The 26,216-nt window shown below is 39.0% G+C and carries 27 protein-coding genes; 13 read left to right on the top strand and 14 right to left on the bottom strand.

Translation table 11 applies throughout. The features are described 5' to 3' along the window. Positions 1-68: 68 nt before the first annotated feature. Positions 69-665, bottom strand: coding sequence for a YdeI/OmpD-associated family protein (locus tag BUA60_RS11980; protein WP_072862007.1), 597 nt, complete (start codon positions 663-665; stop codon positions 69-71). A gap of 57 nt (positions 666-722) precedes the next feature. After that, positions 723-1,946 (bottom strand): peptidase T, encoded by a 1,224-nt coding sequence (gene pepT, locus BUA60_RS11975; RefSeq protein WP_072862006.1) that lies wholly within the window; start codon positions 1,944-1,946, stop codon positions 723-725. A 241-nt stretch (positions 1,947-2,187) separates the two neighbouring features. Between pepT and BUA60_RS11970 the strand changes: the two genes are divergently transcribed. Beyond that, positions 2,188-2,604, top strand: a complete 417-nt coding sequence (locus BUA60_RS11970; RefSeq protein WP_072862005.1) for a hypothetical protein — start codon at positions 2,188-2,190, stop codon at positions 2,602-2,604. Positions 2,605-2,685: 81 nt separating this feature from the next. Next, positions 2,686-3,729 (top strand): quinone-dependent dihydroorotate dehydrogenase, encoded by a 1,044-nt coding sequence (locus BUA60_RS11965; RefSeq protein ID WP_072862004.1) that lies wholly within the window; start codon positions 2,686-2,688, stop codon positions 3,727-3,729. Positions 3,730-3,838: 109 nt separating this feature from the next. On the opposite strand, the gene BUA60_RS11960 is transcribed toward BUA60_RS11965, so the two are convergent. Further along, positions 3,839-4,261 (bottom strand): Dabb family protein, encoded by a 423-nt coding sequence (locus tag BUA60_RS11960; RefSeq protein WP_072862003.1) that lies wholly within the window; start codon positions 4,259-4,261, stop codon positions 3,839-3,841. A gap of 260 nt (positions 4,262-4,521) precedes the next feature. On the opposite strand from BUA60_RS11960, the gene BUA60_RS11955 reads away from it, so the two are divergent. From BUA60_RS11955 to guaB, 6 genes are all read left to right on the top strand, one after another. Further along, positions 4,522-5,148, top strand: a complete 627-nt coding sequence (locus tag BUA60_RS11955) for a LysE family translocator (RefSeq protein WP_072862002.1) — start codon at positions 4,522-4,524, stop codon at positions 5,146-5,148. 30 nt (positions 5,149-5,178) lie between these two features. Further along, the gene (locus tag BUA60_RS11950; RefSeq protein ID WP_072862001.1) at positions 5,179-6,045 is read left to right on the top strand and encodes a hydroxymethylglutaryl-CoA lyase; all 867 of its coding nucleotides are present in this window, start codon (positions 5,179-5,181) and stop codon (positions 6,043-6,045) included. Between the two features lie 157 nt (positions 6,046-6,202). Continuing rightward, entirely contained in the window at positions 6,203-7,381 is a 1,179-nt protein-coding gene (locus BUA60_RS11945; protein WP_072862000.1) for a hypothetical protein, read from the top strand. A 174-nt stretch (positions 7,382-7,555) separates the two neighbouring features. Beyond that, positions 7,556-8,002: an FMN-binding protein gene (locus BUA60_RS11940; RefSeq protein WP_245802538.1), complete on the top strand. Its 447-nt coding sequence runs from the start codon at positions 7,556-7,558 to the stop codon at positions 8,000-8,002. Beyond that, the gene (locus BUA60_RS11935; protein ID WP_072861998.1) at positions 8,002-8,502 is read left to right on the top strand and encodes a hypothetical protein; all 501 of its coding nucleotides are present in this window, start codon (positions 8,002-8,004) and stop codon (positions 8,500-8,502) included. The genes BUA60_RS11940 and BUA60_RS11935 overlap by 1 nt, the downstream gene beginning before the upstream one ends. A 65-nt stretch (positions 8,503-8,567) precedes the next feature. Continuing rightward, positions 8,568-10,040, top strand: a complete 1,473-nt coding sequence (gene guaB, locus BUA60_RS11930; protein ID WP_072861997.1) for an IMP dehydrogenase — start codon at positions 8,568-8,570, stop codon at positions 10,038-10,040. A gap of 68 nt (positions 10,041-10,108) precedes the next feature. On the opposite strand, the gene BUA60_RS11925 is transcribed toward guaB, so the two are convergent. Next, positions 10,109-10,642 carry a thioredoxin family protein gene (locus BUA60_RS11925; RefSeq protein WP_072862081.1) on the bottom strand — a complete coding sequence of 178 codons (534 nt, stop codon included), beginning with the start codon at positions 10,640-10,642 and terminating at the stop codon, positions 10,109-10,111. Between the two features lie 60 nt (positions 10,643-10,702). Next, on the bottom strand, positions 10,703-11,944 hold the full coding sequence (gene lysA / locus BUA60_RS11920) for a diaminopimelate decarboxylase (RefSeq protein WP_072861996.1): 1,242 nt from the start codon (positions 11,942-11,944) through the stop codon (positions 10,703-10,705). A 160-nt stretch (positions 11,945-12,104) separates the two neighbouring features. On the opposite strand from lysA, the gene BUA60_RS11915 reads away from it, so the two are divergent. Both BUA60_RS11915 and sucC read left to right on the top strand, forming a co-directional pair. Beyond that, positions 12,105-12,743, top strand: a complete 639-nt coding sequence (locus BUA60_RS11915; RefSeq protein ID WP_072861995.1) for an LON peptidase substrate-binding domain-containing protein — start codon at positions 12,105-12,107, stop codon at positions 12,741-12,743. A gap of 243 nt (positions 12,744-12,986) precedes the next feature. Then, positions 12,987-14,180 (top strand): ADP-forming succinate--CoA ligase subunit beta, encoded by a 1,194-nt coding sequence (gene sucC / locus BUA60_RS11910; protein WP_031443424.1) that lies wholly within the window; start codon positions 12,987-12,989, stop codon positions 14,178-14,180. A 216-nt stretch (positions 14,181-14,396) separates the two neighbouring features. On the opposite strand, the gene BUA60_RS11905 is transcribed toward sucC, so the two are convergent. After that, positions 14,397-14,765 carry a DUF1456 family protein gene (locus tag BUA60_RS11905; protein ID WP_072861994.1) on the bottom strand — a complete coding sequence of 123 codons (369 nt, stop codon included), beginning with the start codon at positions 14,763-14,765 and terminating at the stop codon, positions 14,397-14,399. Between the two features lie 125 nt (positions 14,766-14,890). Between BUA60_RS11905 and BUA60_RS11900 the strand changes: the two genes are divergently transcribed. Continuing rightward, entirely contained in the window at positions 14,891-15,292 is a 402-nt protein-coding gene (locus tag BUA60_RS11900) for a hypothetical protein (protein WP_072861993.1), read from the top strand. A 124-nt stretch (positions 15,293-15,416) separates the two neighbouring features. Beyond that, entirely contained in the window at positions 15,417-15,842 is a 426-nt protein-coding gene (locus BUA60_RS11895) for an Hsp20/alpha crystallin family protein (protein ID WP_072861992.1), read from the top strand. A gap of 143 nt (positions 15,843-15,985) precedes the next feature. Here the strand turns inward: BUA60_RS11895 and uvrB are convergent, their stop codons facing one another. From uvrB to BUA60_RS11880, 3 genes are all read right to left on the bottom strand, one after another. After that, positions 15,986-17,974 (bottom strand): excinuclease ABC subunit UvrB, encoded by a 1,989-nt coding sequence (gene uvrB / locus BUA60_RS11890; RefSeq protein WP_072861991.1) that lies wholly within the window; start codon positions 17,972-17,974, stop codon positions 15,986-15,988. Between the two features lie 211 nt (positions 17,975-18,185). After that, positions 18,186-19,019, bottom strand: a complete 834-nt coding sequence (locus BUA60_RS11885) for an ABC transporter permease (RefSeq protein ID WP_072861990.1) — start codon at positions 19,017-19,019, stop codon at positions 18,186-18,188. Between the two features lie 12 nt (positions 19,020-19,031). Next, the gene (locus BUA60_RS11880; protein WP_072861989.1) at positions 19,032-19,931 is read right to left on the bottom strand and encodes an ABC transporter ATP-binding protein; all 900 of its coding nucleotides are present in this window, start codon (positions 19,929-19,931) and stop codon (positions 19,032-19,034) included. A 77-nt stretch (positions 19,932-20,008) separates the two neighbouring features. On the opposite strand from BUA60_RS11880, the gene BUA60_RS11875 reads away from it, so the two are divergent. Continuing rightward, positions 20,009-21,088, top strand: coding sequence for a hypothetical protein (locus BUA60_RS11875; RefSeq protein WP_072861988.1), 1,080 nt, complete (start codon positions 20,009-20,011; stop codon positions 21,086-21,088). A 123-nt stretch (positions 21,089-21,211) separates the two neighbouring features. Here the strand turns inward: BUA60_RS11875 and BUA60_RS11870 are convergent, their stop codons facing one another. From BUA60_RS11870 to BUA60_RS11850, 5 genes are all read right to left on the bottom strand, one after another. Beyond that, complete coding sequence (locus BUA60_RS11870; RefSeq protein WP_072861987.1) at positions 21,212-22,270, bottom strand: nucleoid-associated protein; 1,059 nt, start codon at positions 22,268-22,270, stop codon at positions 21,212-21,214. A 125-nt stretch (positions 22,271-22,395) separates the two neighbouring features. After that, positions 22,396-22,893, bottom strand: coding sequence for an IS1096 element passenger TnpR family protein (locus BUA60_RS11865; protein WP_072862080.1), 498 nt, complete (start codon positions 22,891-22,893; stop codon positions 22,396-22,398). A 26-nt stretch (positions 22,894-22,919) separates the two neighbouring features. Continuing rightward, positions 22,920-23,954 (bottom strand): COX15/CtaA family protein, encoded by a 1,035-nt coding sequence (locus BUA60_RS11860; RefSeq protein WP_072861986.1) that lies wholly within the window; start codon positions 23,952-23,954, stop codon positions 22,920-22,922. Between the two features lie 264 nt (positions 23,955-24,218). Further along, positions 24,219-25,643 (bottom strand): CCA tRNA nucleotidyltransferase, encoded by a 1,425-nt coding sequence (locus tag BUA60_RS11855; protein WP_072861985.1) that lies wholly within the window; start codon positions 25,641-25,643, stop codon positions 24,219-24,221. A 2-nt stretch (positions 25,644-25,645) separates the two neighbouring features. Next, on the bottom strand, positions 25,646-26,215 hold the full coding sequence (locus tag BUA60_RS11850) for an L-threonylcarbamoyladenylate synthase (RefSeq protein WP_072861984.1): 570 nt from the start codon (positions 26,213-26,215) through the stop codon (positions 25,646-25,648). Position 26,216 lies beyond the last annotated feature (1 nt).

Below are 26,216 nucleotides of genomic sequence, written 5' to 3'. Positions count from 1 at the left end.
ACTGACTACTGACTACTGACTACTGACTACTGACTACTGACTACTGACTACTGACTACTGTTAGCTATCTACCCTTTCCTATATTTATCGTGCAGTCCCATACCTTTTTCCAATAGGGGAATACATTTCTGCAGTCGGGACAGTTTGGTCTTTTCCTGTTTGGCCTCAGAAATATACTCACAATATTCCCTTTGTTTATAAGGGCTTAGGCTTTCATAATTTTTTTTTAACGCCTGATTATTGCCAAGTGCTTTTTCTAACAAGGGAGGCATTAAAATTGGCTTGTTTTTTTCGGGGGCTAGGGTAAGTCCCTTTTTTTGGTTGCTAATAGCTTCATGAAAATAGGATAAAACCACAGCCTCATCAATGTCCTCTTTATTACTGAATTTCCAATGCCTCATGGCCTTTGTTTTACCCTCCTGTGCATTTTCGAGTACTTTTTTCGGGTCTTTTAAAAAGACGCCATTGTAGAACCAGATAACGAAATGGTGCTTGAAGGCCAATATACCAAGAACATTCTTATTGTCTATAGTGTATACGGGGATACCCCATTTGTAAGTTTCAATAAGCTCAGTTTTTAGGGCCAATTCCCGCAAAAGTCCAATACCTTCTTTAAAGGGTTGTTCTTTTGCGAAATAGGCCTCTATCTTTTCTTGGGTATTCATTTTTATGCCAAATGAAATGTTTCTTCTTGTGTTTATTGAAGCAATTACTTACTAATGCTAGCTTTCAGCTGTAAGTTCGCAAATTTTTACGATAACATCAACGGCTTTCTGCATGCTTTCTACAGGGACATATTCATATTTTCCATGAAAATTATGTCCTCCTGCAAAAATATTGGGACAGGGCAAGCCCATATAACTCAATTGTGAGCCGTCGGTACCTCCCCGTATGGGTTTAATAATTGGGGTAATGCTCAAGCTTTCCATGGCCTCTTTGGCAATTTGAACAATATGCATTACCGGTTCAATTTTTTCCCGCATATTAAAATATTGATCTTTAATATCAAGGGTTGCAAAATCCCCGTATTCCGCATTCAATTTTTCCGTAATATAATGTAAAAGTTCTTTACGCTGTTCAAACTTTTTTAGTTCGTGATCCCGAATGATCAATTCAATTTCGGCCAGTTCTATTTCTCCCTTAATATGGTGTATATGGAAAAAACCTTCCCGTCCGGTAGTTTTTTGTGGGACTTCATGTCCAGGCAATTGCGAAATAAAATCGTTGGCGATCAAAATGGCATTAACCATTTTACCTTTGGCATAACCAGGATGTACACTTTTTCCTTTAATGGTTATTTTGGCACCTGCAGCATTAAAGTTTTCATATTCCAGTTCCCCGATTTGGCTACCGTCCATTGTATATGCCCAATCGGCCCCAAATGCGGCAACATCAAAATGGTGTGCCCCACGGCCAATTTCTTCATCTGGGGTAAAACCTACCCTGATCTTGCCATGTTTAATTTCTGGATGTTGTATTAAATATTCCATGGCCGTAATAATCTCGGTTATTCCGGCCTTGTCATCGGCACCTAACAAAGTGGTTCCATCTGTAGTAATTAAGGTATTGCCCTTATATTGTAATAGGTCCTCGAAATAACTGGGAGAGAGTACAATATTTTCCACTTTGTTCAGGACAATATCCCCTCCATCATAATTTTTGATTATTTGAGGCTTAACCTCGGTGGCCGTGAAATCTGGTGAAGTATCAAAATGGGAAATAAATCCGATAGTGGGCACTTCCTTTTCCAAATTACTGGGTAATGTGGCCATAATGTATGCCTTGTCATCTATAACCACATCCTGCATACCTATTTGTTTAAGTTCTGCCACTAATTTATGGGCAAGTGTCCACTGTTTTTCAGTGCTGGGGGTAGTGTTGGAATTAGGATCGCTTTGGGTGTCTACGGTAATATAACTTATAAATCGGTCTATAATGTGTTGCATAAAACTAAATTTTAATCAAAAATACAGTTTATTATTTTTTAATTGGGCCTGTTGCGTCAACTGTATTTTATAGTAGGGGCAGGCATGTCTCTAGAGGTAATGTGGCCTAGTCCATGAACCTATGGTTGAGTGTTGATTTTAATATACCTTGGAAGTATATACTTGTAAATATTAGCTCGGGAGAGTAGCAAGCGGTTATATTATTACGCTATATTTGTATTTCAAATTAGCACAAAAGCCTATGTGTAAAAAAGTTTTTTCCACCTTGATCTTTATTGTCGGTTTTATGATATCCGTACAGGCTCAACAAGAATGTAGTTTGGGTATTGGTGCAACGGAATCAGATACTATTATACAAATATTTCAGCTCAAAGAAGAGCAGATAGCCAACTTGGAGGAGTTCAAGGCAGCATTGGAAATTGAAACACGCCTACTGGATGAAGAGCGGAAAAATTTATTTGAAAATCACCCGCAAAGTACTCCTGAGGATTTAACGACCTTGGGTACGAAGTATAAGGTTCTGGAGGAGCGAATGAAACAGGTTTTTAAAAAATACGACCTTAAACTTTTGGCCCTTTTCAATGAAAAGCAGTACCAAAGGTATGTTACACTTTGTCAGGAAGTATCCCGTCAACCTTTGGTGGTGGTACGGGAATAAGTTGGGGCAAATGTTAATAAAAAGCGTGTGCTTAGGATAGTTTAGCACGGGTAGTTTGTATTTTTGCGGAAAATAATTTAAATGTATAAGCAGCTTATCCGACCCATACTTTTTCAATTTGATCCCGAAAGAGTTCACCATTTTACTTTTAGAACAATTCGTTTTTTTTCCAGTATAGGATTTGCTGGATTATTTAGGGCCATATATTCGGTCAATGATCCACGTCTGGAACGTGAATTGTTTGGTTTAAAATTCAAAAATCCGGTAGGATTGGCAGCAGGTTTCGACAAGGATGCCAAGTTGTACAACGAACTTTCCGATTTTGGATTTGGATTTATTGAAATCGGAACCTTGACTCCCAAACCTCAGGATGGAAATCCAAAAAAGCGCTTGTTTCGCTTAAAGAAAGATCAAGCCATCGTCAACAGAATGGGTTTCAATAATAAGGGCGTATTCGATGCTGTTGAAAATCTAAAGAAAAATCACAGGGTATTGATCGGGGGTAATATAGGGAAGAACAAGGTGACCCCCAACGAACTGGCAGCAAAGGATTATTTGATATGTTTTGACGCCCTATTCGATCATGTGGATTATTTTGTTGTAAATGTTAGCTCACCTAATACCCCCGGTCTAAGGGAACTTCAGGATAGGCAACCTTTAACGGCCTTGCTGAAGGAATTGAAAAAGGAAAATAGCAAATTGGCAAAAGAAAAGAATAGAAGGGAAAAACCTATTCTTTTGAAAATTGCCCCAGATCTAACGGATGACCAGTTGCTGGATATTATAGGTATTGTCAAGGATACAAATATAGATGGGGTAATTGCAACCAACACCACTATTACCCGTGATAATTTGAAATCCGATATTTTATTAAAAGAAGAAGCGGGTGGTTTAAGCGGTAAACCTCTTACCAAAAGGAGTACGGAAGTAATCCGTTTTTTGGCACAAAAAAGCAATAAGGCGTTTCCTATTATAGGGGTCGGTGGAATTCATTCTGCAGAAGACGCACTTGAAAAACTGGACGCCGGTGCCGATTTGGTCCAATTGTATACGGGGTTTATTTATGAAGGCCCATCACTTATTAAGAAGATCAACAAGGCTATTGTTAGTAGAATTAAGGACTGAAAGGGATAAACAGTTTTATTTAGTAAAAAAAAGCAGGCTTGTCCCAATGTTGGGTAAGCCTGCTTTTTCTTGGAAAAGGTCGATAATTATTATCCTTTAACAGCTTTTATTATTTAGTCCAATAATCCACCACGGTAACATCATCCAAATGTGGGGTCAATACGGCTCCAAAAGCCTTATGGTCCGGATGTGGAAGATATATGGCACGATCCTCCTCACTGTGGAAGGTAAGGAAAAAACAATGGGTGAAGCCTTTGTCCAATCCTTCAGGACTGTTGTTAATTCCCCATTCGTAACCTACTATCTGTGGTATTTTGGAGGGTAAGGCACTAAAAGCGGCCTCTACTTTTGCAATATCCTCTTTGGAGGTATTGGCTTTAAACTTAAAAAGTACTACATGGCGCAATACGCTGTCCTGTTTTTCGGAGTTTTTCATTGTTAAATCCTTGTTCAAATTATTAGTGTTGGGGATGTTGTAACTCATCAATAGTATTGCAGCCAATAGGCTCACGGTATAAAAAACTGGTTTCATATATAAATTTTTGTGGAAGATATAAAAAAGATGGTTAAGGGTTGTTCGTTGGTTGGATATTTATCAGACTATATTAGACAAACTTATATTGAAATACTTTAGATTAATTGCTATATGCTAGTCCTATGAATCACGCCCTTGGTATCAGTGTCTAAAAGGAGGGGCAAGGTTTCCACTTTGGTTTAGTACCTTTATTTATAGAAAAAGCGACAAATAATCGCTAATTTCCGACCTTTGTTCACTATGCAAATTACCGGGATTTGAATTACGATATTTTATTGACATTTGTATTGGCCACGGCCGCATTGGCCATTTCTCCAGGACCGGACAATATTTTTGTACTGATCCAAAGTATTACCAATGGAAAGAAATACGGCATAGCAACCGTAGCGGGATTAATGACCGGCTGTTTGGTACATGCAACCTTGCTGGCCTTTGGGGTTTCCGCTATTATTAAACAGAACCCAAATCTATTTTTTGTCATAAAGTTGTTTGGCGCCATTTATCTTATCTATTTGGCCTATAAGGTTTTTAGGAGTAGTGATCAACTGGAATTATCCAGTGGCGGGGTAAGCAAAAAATCATTGGGAGCCCTATATAAACAAGGATTTATAATGAACGTTCTTAATCCTAAGGTTACTATTTTTTTCTTGGCTTTCTTTCCCGGGTTTTTGTTCAGTAATTATTTAAGCATTGTATTACAGTTCTATGTGCTTGCCGGGATATTTATATTGGTCTCTTTTACCATTTTTAGTGCCATAGCCATCCTTTCAGGGACCATTTCCAAATATATAAGGGAGCACGGGCAATTGGGAAAGGTTTTGAAATGGCTTCAGATTATCGTTTTTGTGGGTATTGCCGTTTATCTGATGATATCTGATAAATAATATTAATTTTGATAAAGCTTAAGCAGGGGAATGTCCAATACCATTAAAATAATAGAATGTCCTAGAGATGCCATGCAAGGTATCAAAACGTTTATTCCAACAGAAAAAAAGGTAAAGTATATTCAATCCCTTTTGAATTGTGGTTTCGATACTATTGATTTTGGGAGTTTTGTTTCGCCCAGAGCCATTCCTCAAATGGTGGATACGGCGGAGGTCCTTGCCCAATTGGACCTGTCCAAGACTACAAGTAAGTTATTGGCTATTGTGGCCAATGTAAGGGGAGCCCAGGATGCTGCCGAACATAATTCCATTGATTATTTGGGATATCCTTTTTCCATATCGGAGAATTTTCAAATGCGGAACACCCATAAGACCATTGCCGAATCAGTAGCTACTTTGGAAGAGATTTTGAGGATTGCGAATGACTCCGGCAAGGAAGTGGTTACCTATATTTCTATGGGGTTCGGGAACCCATATGGGGACCCTTGGAATGTTGAGATAGTGGGTGAATGGACAACAAGACTGGCCGGGATGGGAGTAAAAATATTATCTCTTTCAGATACAGTGGGTTCTTCGACCCCGGAAGTGATCGACTATTTATTTTCCAACCTGATTCCCCAATTCCCTGAAATTGAATTTGGCGCACATTTGCATACTACCCCTTCCAAATGGCATGAAAAAGTTGATGCCGCTTACAAGGCCGGCTGTCGCAGATTTGATGGTGCGGTACAAGGATTTGGGGGCTGTCCCATGGCCAAGGATGAGCTAACAGGAAATATGCCTACGGAGAAGATGCTTTCCTACTTCACCGCTGTTAAGGCAGATACCAATGTTAATTGGATGGCTTTTGAAGCTGCATTCAATAAGGCTTCGGATTTATTCTCTTCATATCACTAAAATACTTTGGACAGAATATCTCATGATTACTTCGCTTTTTGTTAAATTTTAACGTTTATTTAGATTTAGTTTAAATTAAGTTTGTCAGTTTGGTTCTTGCCATTATATTTGCACCCGAAATTTAAATTTATCCAATCTAAATAAGAACAATTAAATAATGAAAAGGATTTCGTTACTATTCGGATTACTCCTAACAACTGGAGTATTTGCTCAGACTGCCAATGATTCCATTACCTTGGATCCACAAAAACAATTGAATGCGGCCCAGCGTTTGCTATCCGGGAATTATGCCTCGGCGGTTACTGTAGGTGCTTATGGAGAAATGCTTTACAATCAGCCGGAAGGTGACAATGGGGAGATAGACGTTCAAAGGTTGGTACTACTTTTGGGTTATAGATTCAATGATAGGGCTCAATTTGTTACGGAAATAGAATTTGAGCATGTTGAGGAAGTATATGTTGAACAGGCTTTTGTTAACTATAATCTTGGAAATAGCGTAAATCTAAGAGGTGGATTAATGTTGGTGCCCATGGGCATCGTTAACGAATACCACGAACCCACAACTTTTAACGGAACAGAGCGTCCTGCCATGGACAATGTGATAGTGCCTACCACTTGGAGGGAACTTGGAGTTGGTGTCTTCGGGAGGGTAAACGACCTTTCCTTAGGCTATCAAGCGTATTTATTCAACGGATTTAAATCTACCGAGGCCGACGGCGAAGGTGGAATCAGTGGATTTTTACAAGGTTCCAGCGGTTTAAGGGGCGGAAGACAAAAAGGAATCAAATCTACCATAGATAGTCCAACCCTTTCTGCCAAATTGGATTATTATGGAGTACCTGGCCTGCGTTTGGGACTTTCAGGATATTTCGGTAAAACACAGGCGGCCGATGATGTTGAGGAACTTACCGGGGCAAACATTGGAATTTCAATGGTTGGCTTGGATGCCAGATACGCTTATGGGAATTTTACGGCAAGAGGACAATTTATTTATGCCTCCCTTTCGGATACCGAGGATTACAACGCCTTGACCGGTAGTAATTTAGGTAGTGCCCTACAAGGATGGTATGTGGAAGGTGCCTATAATCTTTTGCCCGCTGGTAATGAGCAAAAACTATTTGCCTTTGCCAGATACGAAAAATATGATACCCACGCGGATACAGCGGGATCCTTGGTACGAAACGATGCATACAACAAAACGGATGTAACAACAGGACTTACCTATCATTTGGCTCCAGGAGTAGTGTTGAAAGGGGATTATCAATTCAAGTCGAACGCAGTTGACAATAGTGACCTACCCAATGTTTTGAATTTTGGAATAGGCGTTTGGTTCTAATCCAGAAATATAAAAATTACTAATTCATAGCCCTAAATATCTCAATTGTTATTAAAAATGATTCTAAATTAGTATATTTGGGGCATGAATTTTAGAAAGAGGACATCGGTTGTATTAATTATATTTTCTATGGTATTTTTTGGGTTTGGAATCCCTAAAAATGTTCAAAAGAAAATGGATAAGGAAGTAGAAAAGGTATTTGATACCGCTAATTATTCCTTAGTGCCAATTGCTGTTTCTAAAGCAGTAAGCGATCTTCTTCCAACCAAAATTACCGCTGATAATTTCTTTCAGATAAAACAAGACAAAACCCTGTTGGGTTATGCCTTTGTTGATCAGGCTCCCAGTAAAACTGCGCAGTTCGATTATTTGGTTGTCTTCAATCCAAATTTGGAAATCATCCACTCCAAGGTTTTGATATATCGGGAGGAATATGGCGGGGAAATAGGAAGTAAGAGGTGGTTGGAACAATTTACCGGTAAAACAGGAAAAGATAGGGTTAGCCATGAAACCAACATAGACGGTATTTCCGGGGCAACAATTTCTGTACGTTCCATGACCAACTCCATGGATAACCTATTGCAATCGGTTGGAATCCTTCAAGAAAAAAAGATGCTTTAATGGGGTATGATGGTCTATTACTGACACTGCCCAAGGGAATAAAATGGTTTGTCGCCATCTTTGTTCTTGTTCTAAGTATTGGCTTTTATACAGGTCTTTTGTTTGTTTCTGAAACCAGTACTTCATCGCCCCAAGGAATTGTGGAAAATTATTTGGGAAATGAAGATGATGAAGAGGCCGAGGTAATGAAGTTTAAAAAAGGGGAACGGGAGATGCTTACCATAATACATACGCATATACTTTCCATGTCGCTCATATTTTTTCTACTTGGCGGTCTGGTATGGCTTGCCAAACTTCCTCACAAGCTTAAAATGTTCCTGACTATTGAACCTTTTTTATCCGTGATTTTGACTTTCGGGGGTATTTATTTTATGTGGTCGGGGCTACTATGGATGAAATATGTGGTTATTCTTTCCGGAATTTTAATGACCTTGACCTATAGTATTGCTGCCCTCTTGGTGGTTTATCAATTGTGTAAGAAAACGGTAACAGTCAATTAACACAATAACTGTTCATCAGTTCCTTTAAATGTAGTATATTTGCACGCAATTAATCTTTAATTGCTATGCAAGCTCACCTAAATAAAATTGTTGGAGAAGGACTTACGTACGATGATGTACTTTTGGTTCCAGCTTTTTCAGAAGTACTTCCTAGGGAAGTTAATATTCAAACAAAATTTACTAGAAACATTACGATCAATGTTCCCATTGTTTCTGCGGCTATGGATACCGTAACGGAATCACGTATGGCCATTGCCATTGCCCAGGAAGGTGGAATAGGTGTTTTGCATAAGAACATGACCATAGAACAGCAAGCGCTGAAGGTCCGCAAGGTAAAACGGGCGGAAAGTGGTATGATCATAGATCCTGTTACCCTGCCATTAAATTCTAAGGTAAGGGATGCAAAAGCGAACATGAAGGAATTTAGCATTGGTGGAATACCCATTGTGGATGCTGAAGGCAAGCTGATAGGTATTGTGACCAATAGGGATCTTCGTTTTGAGAAAAATAATGATCGTCCCATATCCGAGGTTATGACCTCCAAAAATCTTGTTACTGTAAGCGAAGGGACTTCCTTAGAGCAGGCGGAGGATATATTGCAGGTAAATAAAATTGAAAAATTACCTGTTGTCGACAAGGACTACAAGCTGGTTGGTTTAATCACCTTTAGGGATATTACAAAACTAACCCAAAAGCCAATTGCTAATAAAGATCAGTACGGAAGATTACGGGTTGCCGCAGCTTTAGGGGTTACCGGTGACGCTGTGGATAGGGCGGAAGCTTTGGTCAATGCAGGGGTAGATGCCGTTGTGATAGATACTGCTCATGGGCATACCAAAGGTGTAGTTGCCGTTTTAAAGGAAGTTAAAAAGAGATTTCCAGATTTGGAAGTGATTGTAGGGAATATAGCTACTGCAGAAGCTGCGAAGTATTTGGTAGAAGCGGGAGCCGATGCCGTGAAAGTCGGAATTGGTCCTGGTTCAATCTGTACCACCCGTGTGGTTGCAGGTGTTGGTTTTCCTCAATTTTCAGCTGTATTGGAAGTAGCTGCCGCCATTAAGGGCAGTGGGGTACCAGTTATCGCCGATGGCGGAATCCGTTATACTGGAGATATTCCCAAGGCTATTGCCGCTGGAGCTGATACAGTAATGTTGGGCTCTTTGTTGGCAGGAACAAAAGAATCACCGGGAGAGACGATTATCTACGAAGGGCGTAAATTTAAATCCTATAGAGGGATGGGCTCTGTCGAGGCCATGAAGCAAGGTAGTAAGGATAGGTATTTCCAAGATGTGGAAGACGATATCAAAAAATTGGTACCGGAAGGAATCGTGGGTCGCGTACCTTATAAGGGAGATCTTTATGAAAGTATCCATCAGTTTATTGGAGGTCTGCGTGCCGGGATGGGATATTGCGGGGCCAAGGATATCGAAACGCTAAAGGAGACTGGAAGATTTGTTAAGATTACGGCAAGTGGAATTAACGAAAGCCATCCACATGACGTAACCATTACCAAGGAATCACCCAACTATAGTAGGTAAGTTGTACTTAGACAAATAAAAAAAGCCGGTATAACCGGCTTTTTTTATACTATATTATGTCTAATTTTCTATTTGCTTTCGCTGTCGTAGGTATTCCAGTCTTTCTCCTTGTGAATGTCTTCACCAAAATATTTGGCTATTTTTAGGAAAGGTTCCGGCTTCTGATAACCAGGAACGGGCGATAGCATATTCATCTTTTCATCCAAGAATATTGTCGTAGGATAACTCATTTTACCCTGCATCAATGCTGCTGCAAATTCGTGATATCCATTTCTGCCCGAAGGAACAAATTTAAAGGTCTTGCCTCTGAAAACTATAGGTTCCTTACCTTCTCCATCCAATTTTACCATATAATAATTCTTGGACATGTATTCGGCCACTTCGGCATTCTGAAAAGTATCCTTATCCATTTTTTTGCACCATCCACACCAATCTGTATAGACATCAATAAAAATTTTCTTCGGATTTTTCTCCGTTTCGGCCAATTTGGCGGCTTCATCCCAACTTAGCCATTTAACTTCCTGTGCCATGCTACCAAAGGGTAAAATGGCCAGACCAAGAAGAATAGCTATTTTGAAAAATGATTTGGAAACTAATTTCACGACCATATTTTAAGGGATTAGTCCGACAACAACATCAAAACTAACGAAAATTCAGCAATTTTATTTTGCTATTGCCTTTTCTTTAACAGTCGTGAACAAGTCCTGGACATCGATCTGGTTTTTGATTAAGTCATCAAAAGTTTCCCTTTCCCTGATCAGAATCGCTTTCCCTTCATGCCATAAAACCTCAGGCGGTCTAAATCTTGAGTTGTAATTGCTGGCCATTGTGAAACAATAGGCACCTGCATTCTTAAAGCACAGGATGTCCCCTTCGGAAATCTCACTAATACGCTTATTGCTGGCAAAAGTATCGGTCTCACAAATATAACCTACCACGGAATAATAGCGTTCACGTCCTTCGGGATTGGAGATATTCTCAATGCTGTGGATGGCGCCATAGAACATGGGGCGAATAAGATGGTTGAATCCCGAGTCTACACTGGCAAAAACGGTCGAAGTGGTTTGTTTTACCACATTTACTTTTGCCAAGAAGAATCCTGCCTCACTGACCAAAAATTTACCTGGCTCAAAAGCTAAAGTCAATTCCCTTCCATATTCCTTGCAAAAAGAGTTGAAACGCTTTCCTAATTTTTTACCCAATTCCTCAATATTGGTTTCAATATCCCCTTCTTTATAGGGCACTTTGAATCCACTTCCAAAGTCTATAAACTCAAGATCTTGGAAATTCTTGGCCGTTTCAAAAAGAATTTCGGAGGCATAAAGGAATACATCTATATCCAAAATGTCACTTCCAGTATGCATGTGTATCCCATTTACCTTCATGTTCGTAAGATTAACGATACGCAATAAATGAGGTATTTGGTGTATGCTGATGCCAAATTTGGAGTCAATATGGCCTACCGATATTTTAGAATTTCCTCCTGCCATTACGTGCGGATTAATTCTGATACAAACGGGAATATCTGGATGCTTGCTACCAAACTGCTCCAAAATGGATAGGTTGTCTATGTTGATACGCACTCCCAATTTTGCAGCTTCTTCGATCTCCTCCAAGGATACCCCATTTGGGGTGAATATAATAGAGCTCGGCTCAAAACCGGCCATGAGTCCCAATTGAACTTCTTGTATGGAAACCGTATCCAGGCCGCTTCCCAGACTATTCATCAATTTTAAAATGGCAATATTTGAAAGCGCCTTTGTGGCGTAGTTTAATTGTAAATTTTTTACGTCTTTGAATGCATTGGTCAATCTATGAAACTGGGAAATTATTTTTTCAGAATCGTATACATAGACAGGGTCACCATAAGTTTTTGCTATCTTTAATAAATCAGTATTTCGCATTGTTCAATATTTTGTGCAAATTTAGTCTACTTATTGTTTTTGAGCAAAAATATATAGCAATGGTTGAAAAATGTAACATATTGTTATTAATATAACAATTGTTGGATTTACTCAGTCTACTTTTTGGTTGATACCGCTATAATTTTAAACAAAAAAACTTATGCTGCTACCCATGTTTCCTTTACCGTCCGTTTTTTTTCCTGGTGAGACAGTGGCTCTTCATATTTTTGAAGAACGCTACAAGCAATTGATACAGGATGTGAAGGAAAAGGCTATGAATTTTGGTGTTCCAGCCTATATTGATGGGGAAATAGCGTATGGAACGGAGTTGGAATTAAAAGAAATAATCAAAACCTACGATACCGGGGAAATGGATATTATCTGTATTGGTCGGCGTGCCTTCAAAATAAATAATTTCCATAAAGTTATGGATGGCAAATTATATGCTGCGGGCATGGTAGAATTTTTACCCTATTACGATGATAGCGTTACCACCTTAAAAGAAAATGTCCTCGGCCTTATTATAGAACTCTATGGATTAATGGATGTATCCATTTTGGGTCTTACGGTGGAGAATTTTGATATCTATCAATTGGTACACAAGATAGGTCTTTCCCTTGCACAAGAATATAAACTCTTGAAAATGAACTATGAAAGTGAGCGTCTGTTGTTTATAAAGGCCCATTTAACAAATACGATTCAAGTTTTAAAACAGGTCAACCAATCAAAGGAAATGATCGGGATGAACGGACATTTCAAAAATTTCGACCCTATAGATTTTAAGGATTTTAAAATTTAGCATGGAAGCGGGAGGTGGGATTGTTTTTAAGTAAAAAAGTCTCAGTGGGGATATCACAGTAAGTATGTCTTCTTTAGATCGTTTTTGTTTAGGTGATATGTGAATATAGTGTTTGGTCGATTTTCATCTATTTGCGGTACATTTTCTTTGTCCGTGGCACTAGGAATTTTTCTGTTTTATTTAATTAGGGTAAATCCGCTGTGTTTCCTATTTTTGCAACTGAACAATTAGAACCTTCAATTTATGAACCTTCACGAATATCAAGGAAAAGAGATTTTAGCGAGCTTTGGAGTACGCATTCAACGCGGTTTAGTGGCTTATAATGCCAAGGAAGCAGTAGATGCTGCCAAACAATTGACTCAGGAAACCGGGACCGGTTGGCATGTAATTAAAGCCCAGGTTCACGCAGGTGGACGAGGAAAAGGAGGAGGAGTTAAATTGGCGAAGAATTTGCGCGAGGTAGAAGATATTGCTGGATCTATCATTGGTATGAACTTAGTTACTCCGCAAACTTCAGCGGAAGGAAAAAAAGTACATAAAGTTTTGGTTGCCGAGGATGTTTATTATCCAGGGGACAGTGAAACCAGCGAATTTTATATGTCCGTTTTACTGAACAGGGCAGCTGGAAGAAATATGATCATGTATTCTACCGAAGGTGGAATGGATATAGAGGAAGTAGCAGAGAAAACGCCTCATCTTATTTTTACCGAAGAAATAAACCCAGCCACTGGGCTATTGCCTTTTCAAGCTAGGAAAATAGCTTTTAATTTGGGCTTGTCCGGAACGGCTTTTAAGGAAATGACAAAGTTTGTTACCAGTTTATATAAGGCCTATGTGGAGAGTGATGCGAGTTTATTTGAGATAAACCCAGTTCTAAAGACCTCCGATGATAAGATTATGGCAGTGGATGCCAAGGTATCCATTGATGATAATGCACTATATAGAAGAAAGCAATATGCCGAAATGCGTGATTTGCTAGAGGAGAATCCAATTGAGGTAGAAGCAAGGGCAGTAGGTCTTAACTACGTTGATTTGGATGGAAATGTTGGATGTATGGTAAACGGTGCAGGTTTGGCAATGGCTACTATGGACCTTATTAAAATGGCCGGTGGTGAGCCAGCCAACTTCTTGGATGTAGGGGGAACCGCTGATGCCAAAAGGGTTGAAGAGGCCTTTAGGATTATATTGAAGGATCCTGCAGTTAAATGTATCCTGATAAATATTTTTGGTGGTATTGTTCGTTGCGATCGTGTAGCGCAAGGGGTAGTGGATGCCTATAAAAATATGGGAGATGCCATAAAAGTGCCTATTATTGTAAGATTACAGGGTACCAATGCTGAATTGGCCAAAGAAATTATTGATAATTCAGGTTTGGCCGTACACTCCGCAGTTCAGTTTCAAGAGGCTGCAGATAAGGTTAAGGAAGTATTGGCTTAGTACCAATTAGAAATAAAAATTGAAAAGGCAGTGCTGTTACAGTGCTGCCTTTTTTGTTGTGGAAAGACCATTAATGCTTGATTTCAATTGTGCCCAACAGACCAAGATTTGATAAGCTTGAAAACAAAATTTTAAAAATATGCCCCATAGAAGGATTGTTGAAATGGTGGGCAATTTGGGGAAAAATCAGAAGTTAACTTAAAAAGTCCTGAAGAATCAGGACTTTTTTTTGTTTTTGTATTTTACGGGACTAATGTCGTGGTCTATTTTCTTTTTTTGCTTTTCCTTGAATCCCGGCTTTTGATGTGCTTTAAAAATGGGTTCCTTCTTTGGTTTGGGCAAAGATAATTTTGGATCCTTTGGGTTCTCCCTGGTCCCGCGATAGTGTATTACCAAACCGTTTAAAAAATTACGTAAAATTTGGTCGCCACATTCTACATAGTTGGGGTGATCTTCCTTTCTAAAAAAAGCGCCCAACTCACTCTTGGTAATTTTAAAATCGACTAATTTTAAAATTTCTACAATTTCATCATCCCTTAATTTTAAGGCTACCCTTAATTTTTTAAGAACATCATTATTGGTCATAATAATAAATTTTTTCACAAGATATTACAAAAAATAGGATGTGGAGCTAGTTTGGGATTACTTTCCTGTATCCCAAGTCTGGAAATCAATGCTATTTAACGTAACTTCGTGTTAAACTGTAATTTATGAGTACGTATTTGGAGAAGTTGGGCATTCTTTCCCAAATGATTTCTTTTGCAAAGGCAGACAAGGAAATTAAAGATTCGGAGTATGATTTTTTGCTGGGTGTGGCAAAACAATTAGAGGTCGATAAGGAAACGTTCGATTCGCTTTTTCATAAGAAAGCAGAAAAGGTCTTGCTTAAATCCGAGGCGGAGCGTATCCTACAGTTTCATCGTCTGGTACTTCTTATGAATGTGGACCAAGAACAGCGCTTGGTCGAAATTGAACAGCTGCATAATATAGGACTGGGATTTGGACTTCCCCAGGCCGCCATAGAGCAGGTGCTTACCGTTATGCATAATTATCCTGACAAGGTGGTCCCTCCTGCCGTGCTGATCAATATATTCAAAGCTTATAATAATTGATAAAAGCGACACAATGACTTGTTGTTAATCAAATTAAGTGACACAATGACATGAAAATATGTTCGGTATAACATTTGCCCTTTAGCTCATGAGAATTTAAAGTATAACTTAAAATATAAAAGTCATGAGTCTAGTAAAAAGAAATAATGTTATGTTTCCATCTTTAATGAATGAATTTTTAAGACCGGATTGGTTTGGTGGTGTAGATAACTATAAGCAAAGTGTACCCGCCGCCAATGTTAAGGAAACCGAAACTGAGTATGTATTGGAATTGGCAATACCCGGTAGGAAAAAAGAAGATTTCAATGTTGAAATCGATAATGACATCCTAACAATTTCTTCTGAAGTAAAGAATGAGGAAAACAAGGAGGATGATGGATATACCAGAAAAGAATTTACTTTTTCTTCCTTTAAAAGAGTATTTAGTTTGCCAGAAACAATTTCCTTGGATAAAATCAACGCTACCTACGAAGATGGAATCTTGAAATTTGTTCTTCCTAAAAAAGAAGAGGCATTGCCTAAGCCAAAAAGATTGATTGAAATAGCGTAAGCTTAAAAGTAGTTGTGTATCCTGTAGGATGCATTATAGATTGGTTGGTTGATTGTAAAAGCGCTTCGGGAAATCGAAGCGCTTTTTTGTTTTGTTGTATCCCAATGAAACCCTTTGTTAATTAAATTTACAGGGATGGTATCTTATTCCTGTTCTTGAAGCGATTTAATTTCGTCCCTTAACTTTGCGGCTTGCATAAAATCCAAATCCTTTGCCGCTTTTTCCATGGCCTTTCTTTTTTCCCTTATCATTTTTTCCCTTTGTTCATTGGTTAGGTACAATAGGTCGGGCTCGGCAGCCTTCATTTCTTCTTTCTCAAAATGATAGGTGGAAACGGAATTTTTAGCCAATACACTGTCCAAACTTTTGTTCAGTGCGGTGGGCGTTATATTGTTTTCAAGATTATAACTGCTCTGTTTTTCACGTCTGTAATTGGTCTCATCTATTGTTTTTTGCATGCTGTTGGTTATTTTATCCGCATACATGATGGCTTTTCCGTTTAAATTCCTGGCCGCACGGCCCACGGTCTGGGTCAGGGACCTTGCACTTCTAAGAAAGCCTTCCTTGTCGGCATCCAAAATGGCCACTAGGGAGACTTCCGGTAGATCCAGTCCTTCCCTCAATAAATTCACCCCTATGAGTACATCAAAAACACCTTTGCGCAGGTCCTGCATAATTTCGACCCTTTCCAAGGTGTCCACGTCACTATGTATATAACGACAGCGGACATTTATTCTAGTCAAATATTTGGCCAGTTCTTCCGCCATTCGTTTGGTTAAGGTGGTGACCAAGGTACGTTCATCCTTTTCAACCCTCACTTGGATTTCCTCGATGAGATCATCAATTTGGTTCAAGCTGGGACGGACTTCAATTATGGGGTCCAAAAGGCCCGTTGGCCGAATTACCTGCTCTACATAAACCCCTTGGCTCAATTCCAATTCATAGTCGGCAGGTGTGGCGCTCACATAAATAACTTGATTTTGAAGTGCTTCAAATTCCTCGAATTTTAACGGTCTGTTGTCCATCGCCGCAGGCAAACGAAAACCGTATTCCACCAAATTTTCCTTTCTAGACCTATCACCGCCATACATGGCGTGTACCTGTGGAATGGTAACGTGGCTTTCGTCAACAACCATCAAATAATCTTTTGGGAAATAGTCCAATAAACAGAACGGCCGCGTTCCGGGTTCCCTACCATCCAAATACCTGGAATAATTTTCAATTCCTGAGCAATATCCCAGTTCCCGTATCATCTCCAGATCAAAATTTGTACGTTCTTCCAAACGTTTTGCTTCCAGGTGTTTCCCTATTTCCTTGAAATAATTCACCTGCAGCACCATATCCTCCTGAATAAGGTGAATGGCATTCTGCAAAACATCCGGGGAAGTCACAAACATATTGGCCGGATAAATATTTAGCTGTTGATACTTTTCCAGTATTTTATTCTTGTAGGGATCAAAGGCCTCAATTTCCTCAATTTCGTCCCCAAAAAAGTGAATTCTAAAGGCATGATCGGCATAACTCGGAAAAACGTCCACTACATCGCCCTTTACCCTAAAATTTCCGTTTCTAAAATCGGCTGTCGTTCTAGAATACAAACTCTGAACCAGTTGATGAAGGAATTTGGTCCTTGGAATGACTTGGTCTTTTTCTATCCCAATAACATTTTTCTGAAATTCTACAGGATTACCTATACCGTATAAACAGGACACCGAGGCCACTACCAAAATGTCACGTCTACCCGATAATAGGGAAGAGGTGGCGCTCAATCGTAGTTTTTCAATATCCTCATTAATGGAAAGGTCCTTTTCTATATAGGTGCCACTTGATGGAATATAAGCCTCGGGTTGATAGTAGTCATAGTAGGAGACAAAATATTCAACCGCGTTCTCTGGAAAAAACTGCTTAAATTCCGAGTACAATTGTGCAGCAAGGGTTTTATTGTGTGCCAATACCAAAGTTGGTCGCTGAACCTGCTCTATGACATTCGCTACCGTAAAGGTTTTTCCGGATCCTGTTACCCCCAAAAGGGTTTGATAGCGCTCATCGGCCTCAATACCTTCTTTTAATTGCTTAATAGCTTGGGGCTGATCACCAGTAGGTTTAAATTCGGAAACAACTTTAAATTTCATGTGCAATGCTTTCAGGAACTCCAATAATTTTTATTTGATCTTTTCCTTTAGGTCCTATGATAAACAAAAATCATATTTGTTTTATGTCCTAAAATTAACAAATAGCGGGCAATACTGAGGTGCTACGGCAACTATTTATGACCATTTTGGCACTATACAGTATATTGTGCAAGTTGTAGGTGCCGGGGACATTGGCTTTTGAAAATTGGCATTACAAATCCCGTCTTTTAAGCAGGGCGTAGGAAAGATATATGAAAATTGCCGTCCAACAAGCCACTATCAAAATTTCGTAAAAATGTACAGCATAGTCCTTATTGAATTGCTCCCCCACTTGTTCTACCATACTTTGTACTGCCTTGAATCTGGAGGCCGGCTCTTTGATAAGGTTGCTCATAGACTCTAAGGGGAGGAATTTCATAACGCTGGCGGAAGCTTCCTTACCGGCAAGCCACCATACCAAAAATCGGATACCCAAATTTTCAATGGCAAACCAAATAATTAAAAAGCCCAAGGCAAAGGCAGAGCGTTTTACCAATATTCCGAGGAAAAGACAGAAGGAGAAAAAGCCCAATAATTTAATAAAATAGGCCAATAAATATTCCAAATCCGAAAATATGATAGACACCTCCGTAAAATCGGAATAAAAAAGTCCTAATACCAATGAAACAATAAAAACAAAAAGGGTAGAAACGACCGAAAATGCAAAAACGGTCAAAAATTTTGAGGCGATAAATTCCTTCTTGCTCAACCCATCTATTAAATTTTGTTTTAGGGTCTTATTGCTGTATTCGTTAGCCATCATAGACACAATGACTATAGCAAAAAAGAGCTTCAGGCCACTTGCGATCCAGGTATTCAAATGCCATATGTATGGAAAATTGAAAATTCCCTGTTCGGCCACATGGAACTGAATGGGGCCAATGTCAAATTTTATGGCGGCTATCAGCGCCATACAAAGGATAAGGACAAAATAGGAAACGATCAGGACCTTACTCGCATTATTGTTCCAAAGTTTTATAAATTCTATCTGTAATAAACGTAACATATTTTTATGCGTTTAGTCTTTGTGATTGGTCAAACTAAGGAATTGTTCTTCAAGGCTCTCTTTGCGTTTTACCAAATGGGATAGCACTATGCCATTATTAAACAAGTCTTGGTTTAGGCTGCTTGCCGTCATTTCTTCCTTCAAAATAGCGGTGATTAAACCGTTCTCCTGTTTTATAGGACCGAAACTGGGGTGGTTGCCCAGGTATGTAACCAAGGCCGGCCCATCAACTGCTTTTAGTTCAAAGAAACCATAACTGGTCAACATTTCACCAACCGGGCCAGAATAGAGCTTTTCGCCTTTTCTTAGGATAATCACATGGCTACAGACTTTTTCTACCTCGTCCAATAAATGTGAGGCCAAAAGAATAGTAGTACCCTCTGAGGCAATTTTTTTTATGATTTCCCTTATTTGATGTATTCCCTGTGGATCCAAGCCATTGGTGGGTTCGTCCAAAATTAATATTTCCGGATCGTTCAATAGTGCCGAGGCAATGGCCAATCGCTGTTTCATGCCTAAGGAGTAGGTACTGAACTTACTGTTCTTGCGTTCCAGTAGTCCAACCATTTCCAATTTTTCTTCAATCTTGTCTTGGGGGACCTCCTTGATTTTACAGACCAATTTTAGATTTTGTATGGCTGTCATATAGGGATAGAAATTGGGACGTTCAATGATGGCGCCTACTCTTTTTAGGGCATCATGTGTGGAAATGGTACCCCCGAACCATGAAAAATCACCGGCAGTTCTATTGACCACATTCAATACAATTCCCAATGTGGTCGATTTACCGCTGCCATTGGGTCCCAATATACCGTAAACATTGCCTTTTTCAATGCTAAACGAAAGGTCCTTTACCGCAGTTAGATATCCATATTTCTTGGTAAGGTGGTTTACGGTCAATATTGTTTCCAAAATGGGATAGTTTTTTCGATTGTTTGTACTTACTTGACGAAGAAATCGTTATTTTGTTACAAATTAAAGTTTTTTCCATGTCCGAAAGATTAATGTCCAAGAAAAAGCCTGCATTTCCAGTCAATAAAAAATTGGATGCCTATTTGGAGCACTATAGCAGAAAAATTGAAATTCCTATTTTTTATGAGGATCTATTGCGTTTTTCAGGGTCTATTGTGGTCTATGATTCCAATGAGGAGGACACTCTTTGGGTACGTGTGTATTATAGCGAATTTGATAGGACCGAAATCGATATCAGTCTAAAAAAAGTATATTCCATTCTGCATTCCGATGGTAGCGACAGTATATTTCCATTTTTAAATGTAGATGCGGTGGACTATTGTACTTTTGGTAACTCCAAGCCTTTTAGGATAAAGGTAAGGAATATCCTAAATGACAATTTTACTTATTTCTATGTAAAAAGGACCGACGCCTCTAGGATCTACGGATTGGAACTGGAGCATATGTTATCTCCTTATAACCTTAACTTCCTGGTCTACGGGGATACGTTGATAGAGGAACATATTGCCGGTATTCCGGGAGATGTGTTTATCAAGGATTTTTTGCCGAAATGTAACGAATCCGAAAAGTCGCAGTTGGCCAAAGAATTTGTCAAGTTTAATGAACGTTGTATGATTCGCCTTTTGGGGGATATGAGATCTTATAACTACGTTATTGTGCCTACCCATGATTTTGACCACGTTGTATATAAAATAAGGGCCATAGATTTTGACCAGCAGTGTTATGAGGGAAAATTAAAAGTGTACAGGCCCCAGTTTTTTAAGGAAAATTATCAAATGGTCATGTTGGTCAAGGAGAAGTTGCAGCGTAATTCGGTAGATCAATACAAAATAGAGGAACGCTCTATTGTAGCCAAAAGAATTTTAAGTTCGGGGAACCGTATCAAGCGACTCATTTCCATAGTCAAGACAGACGATATATCCAATGACGACAATATAGCGGCCCTGTCACAGCATATATATGATCTTACGGGTGATATCAATTTTAGAACATGTAAGACCATGGGGGAAGTGTTGGCGCTTGCTTTGGATTTTGTGAAAAGAAATTACGAGGATGTTAGTATGAAACAGATTATAGAGAACAAGATCAATTTATAAGGTTGGCAAATTCGATTTTCTAGGATCATCCTAATAACAATACTAAAAAAGACAAGGCCGAAGCATATAACTTCGGCCTTGATTATTCATAATTCATGGTATCCATTTAATTCATGGATATTTCTAACTTTTCTGTTCCTTATTGAAGTAGACTAGGTAGTAGTACATTTGGCGTTCTTCGTCCCAGCCTTTTTCCACAAATTTTTGGGCCGATTCCGGATTGATAAAATCAAGTTTTATCTGGATATTGGTGTCCAGGTTAATGACGTTCTTAATTTTTTTTCTGGCATCGGAAACCGCTTTGTTGGCAATGTCAAAAGTTGAGACATCCTCGATACTGTACTTCGGCCCTTTTTCTACTTTATAGTGCTTAAATTCTGGTATCAATTCCGGGTTCTCCATAACCTCGTTCAAGAAATTTGTCTCTTCAAAAGAGTCGTTTTTGGCAAAATGATTCACGGCCCTGTTCATAAACAACACTTCTTGCTGTTTGTCCTCCGCAGGCAAAACCACATCCTTGGCAAAGTTCTGGCAGAATTTTAAATAGTTTTTTGTCTTAAAGTTATCATCGGATAAGGCATCTACCCCTAAAAAATTTTCCAACCAGTATTTGGTATCGTAGCGATTGCTGTCCACAGAAAGAACTTTGTACCCATCTTCCTTATCGGTGTTGAAAATAAGGCAGCCCTTGTCCAATTTATTAATATTGATGCCCTGCTGTACCAAAATATCCAAGCTATTTCCCTTTTCCTGAAATTGCAGGAAATCGTGTTTAAGCTCGCTTTTGAATATACCAACGGCATTCACCTTTACATTATCCAACATTAGATCCGTAAGATAGGCAACATAAACTTCACCGCTTTTGATGTGTGGATGGTTGGATTGGTCGAATAATTGGGTCGCTATTTTTTTTGAATTGGCGTGAAGGCTACTGGGGTCATTAAAAATATCGGAAACGATTTTGTATACCTCGTTAAATTCAACATCGGATTCATGTGAAAAATAATAGTAATTCTCCTCCTTTTCCCTAAACGGTTTAAAGAAATATTCCTTTAAAAGCCCCGTAGTTTCATCGTTAAGTGAAAATGGTTCTTCCGATAGAAAGATACCTTCACTTTTATTTTTATTTCCCACACGATGTATGGAAATAGTTTCAATTTGGGTAGGGTATAAGTTGATCATGGATAATGAAAAATGTTTAAGGGTTATTTTGTAATTAAAGTTCTGCTGAAGCTTTAATTTGATCAATTTCTGAATTTGACCAATACTAATGTGATACTACATTTAATTTGCCGCTATTGGAATTTTTAGTTCCAGTTTTCATCAAAATCCAAATCCTCGTAATTGTCAAGGGTATTGTCAAAATCGAATTCATTTTCATCCGCTTCAAACTTTTTTTCAGGTGGGGAGTCCGGTATTTCACCAAAGCTGAAAAGGGTATTGGGATAGGTCTGTGCATCTACTTTTTCCACGATGTCCGCCAATTCAACGAAGAAGGTCCACATACTTAAAAAGTCATAAACGTAAATAAGCTTGGGAGAATGCTCCGTAAGAATATCCTGCAATTGAATCTCATTCATTAAACGCACATCAGAGCCATTTTCACTCATGTCAAATAAGGCAATTTCCTCATCTTGTCTCCACTCCTCATCACAGGTGTAAAATGAGGCCATTTCATTACCCAAGAAGCCAAAGGCTTGAGTAATGGCATTGTGAAGGTCTTCCATAGAATTGCTGTCCTCTATTTCTATATCCCTAAAAATATCTTCCTCTGCATCTAAAATTATCCTTATTTTATATATCATTGGGTCCTTTTTTTGTGGTGGCAAAGTTACAAAGTTTTCATGGTTTTAAAAGCATTTAGAGCTTCCAAAACCAAATAGAATTGAAAACCAAATAAAACCGAAGCAAACACAAGATGTAATGGCTGGGAGGCAAAAGGAAAATCCAGATAGTACATGGCCATCCCGGAAATTACCTCCAGAAGTAAAATCGCCAATACCCAATTAATTTTTGAGTAACCAAGGTTTAATTTATAGATTCTTATGGCAAGGGCCAAGTTCAAAAGGACCACGATTATAGAAAAAGAACGGTGGATGTAAAATGATAAGGTTGCATTACTGAGCCATAGGTTGGGGGCATCTTCACCATAAAGGTCGGTTTGTACATCTACAAATTGTCTTACTTGGGTGCCCAACACCACTTGAACCAAGGTGGTAAAAAGAACAAAGATGATAAGGTTTCTAGTTATTTTATCGGGTTTTAAAGATTTGCTGGTATTGTTCGTGGCTTCAATCAAATATAGGATAAGAGCTACGATAAATAGGGCCATGACCATGTGGATAGTTATTTTGGCCGGAGCCAAAACAGAATAAACAACGGTAGCGCCTAACCATGCTTGGAAACCCATAGCGAATACTACGACCCATGAAAGTATGGTGATAGATTTTTGTTTTTTCCAATAAGCAAAAGAGGCTATGGCCATTATAAGGGTTCCCAGTCCGGCCAATGCGCCGAATAGCCTATTGATGAATTCGGTCCATGTATGGAAAGGGTTAAAAATAGCGTAGTCATGTTTGGTGTAAGGAGCCCAATTGTTGACATCATAGGCAGAGGTGGTACTAAAGTTTTCTTTTGCTACCCATAAGGCTTCATCTACTATGATAACCTGACCCTTTTTGAATTCCCTTTCAGGCTGCCATTGCAATTCCGCAATATCTGTAGGGGGTATATAATAACCGAAACATTTGGGCCAATCCGGGCATCCCATGCCGCTACCTGTCATTCTTACCACTGCACCGGCCACAATTACCAAGTAAACCAAAACTAGACTGATCTTGGCGATTTTTGTAAATTTTTTTTGCATTTGGATGTTTGAAAAGAGTCCTGCAAAATTACCACTCTTTTCTTAAAAAAAGAGCTAAGGTTAAGGGTAATTTATTAGTTGGACCCGTATTCCAAAAGCTGTAGGGTCATTAATTTACAATGCTAGAACGAACCCCCATTATTTTCGGGATCTCTAGTGGAATACCCCGACACTTGGTTGGGGAATCTAGTACTTGTCCTGACGTTTATATCTGTATACTTAGGGGAATAGGACTCTTGTTCCCGTACCAAAAGCAGAGTATGTTTATTCCGATTTGAGCCCCATTTCCTTTCCTTTTTGTAACATTAGGGTGTAGGCGGCATGGTATTCGTTGGGAATATCACCTTCCAGAATAGCTTCCTTAATGGCTTCCTTGATCATCCCTATTTCCTTGGATGGTTTTAGGTTGAAAGTTTTCATAATTTCTTCCCCACTAATGGGCGGTTGAAAATTTCTTATATGGTCCCGTTCTTCGACTTCCTCTATTTTTTGACGGACAATTTTAAAATTGTTCCTATACCTTTTTTGTTTTTTAGGGTTCTTGGTGGTTATATCGGCCTCACATAGGGTCATTAAATCTTCTACATGCTCGCCAGCATCAAAAATGAGCCTTCGAACGGCAGAGTCGGTTACGAAATCTTCGGAAAGGACTATGGGCCTGGAACTCATAAGCACCATTTTCTGAACGAATTTCATTTTTTCGTTCAAGGGCAACCTAAGACGCTTAAAAAGTTTGTAGACCATTTTAGATCCTACAAATTCGTGTGCATGGAAGGTCCACCCAATTTTTTTATCGAATTTTTTGGTAGGGGCCTTGCCAATATCATGCAAAAGGGCAGCCCAGCGCAGCCAGACATTATCCGTATTTTCGGAAATATTATCAACTACTTCCAGGGTATGCCAAAAATTGTCCTTGTGTCTTTGCCCTTCTATTTCCTCAATGCCTTCCAAGGCCACTAGTTCCGGCATTATAAATGGTAAAAGACCAGTTTCGTGCAGCAAGGAGAATCCAATGGAAGGTTTGTTACTGGCCAATATTTTATGCAATTCGTCCACGATGCGTTCATTGGAAATGATTTTTATTCTTTCCTTGTTGTCTACAATGGCCTGTAACGATTCAGGATGAATGATAAAGTTTAACTGTGTGGCAAACCTTATGGCGCGCATCATGCGCAAAGGATCGTCGGAATAAGTAATATCAGGGTCCAATGGAGTTCTGATCAATTGTCTTTTTAAATCCCCAATGCCGTCAAAGGGGTCTAAAAGTTGCCCATAGTCTTTGGCATTGAGTGAAATGGCCAGGGCATTGATGGTAAAATCTCGCCTTTTTTGATCATCTTCCAAACTCCCGTTTTCAACAACGGGTTTTCTACTGTCCCTATGGTAACTTTCTTTTCTTGCCCCTACAAATTCAATTTCAGTATCCTGAAATTTGATCATTGCGGTTCCAAAATTTTTAAAAATACTTACCTCCGAACTTCCTGGTAATTTCTTGGCGACTAATTTGGCCAATTCTATTCCACTGCCAATAGCAACGATGTCAATATCTTTTGGGGTTCCCTTTTGCAGCAAATAATCCCTTACAAATCCTCCAATGACATATGAATCCAATGAAAGTTCCTTGGCGGCATCTGAAATGGTAGAAAATATTGGGTTATTTAAGGCCTCTTCGTGGTTTCTATTCGTCATTCTTATTCTCGGATCACTTTTACGGTACCATCATTACCGAGCATAATAATGGAAGATGGGGTGCTGTTAATTTTATCGCGGTCCAAATTTACTACATAGTCCACACCTTTTAAAATCTCATCAGCTATTTCTTTAAATCCGGTGGGTGTTGGTTGTCCTGCTATATTTGCAGAGGTAGATACGATAGGTTTCTTAAATTTCTTAATTAGATACTGGCAAAATTGATCTTTAGCTACCCTAATGGCCAAAGTATTGTCATTGGCGATTAAATTTGCTGCCACCCCTTTAGGGGATTCATAGACAATGGTGGTGGGCTTGGTGGCAAGATCTATAATGTCATAAGCCAGTTCCGGTACTTTCTCAACATGCTGTTCCAGCATGAAATCATTGGCCACCAAACAGATCATTGTCTTGGAATTGGATCTTTGCTTTAGTTTATAAATTTTTTCTACGGCTGCTGCATTTGTGGCATCACAGCCAATTCCCCAAACGGTATCCGTAGGGTACAATATTAGGCCTCCTTTAGTGAGTATATCATAGCATTTGTTTACCTCGGAAAGCAAATCTTTCATA

The sequence above is a fragment of the Arenibacter palladensis genome (assembly GCF_900129275.1).
Lineage (GTDB): Bacteria > Bacteroidota > Bacteroidia > Flavobacteriales > Flavobacteriaceae > Arenibacter > Arenibacter palladensis.
The sequence above is the reverse complement of the archived record's forward strand: the minus strand, read 5'-3'. Positions and strand labels throughout refer to the sequence as shown.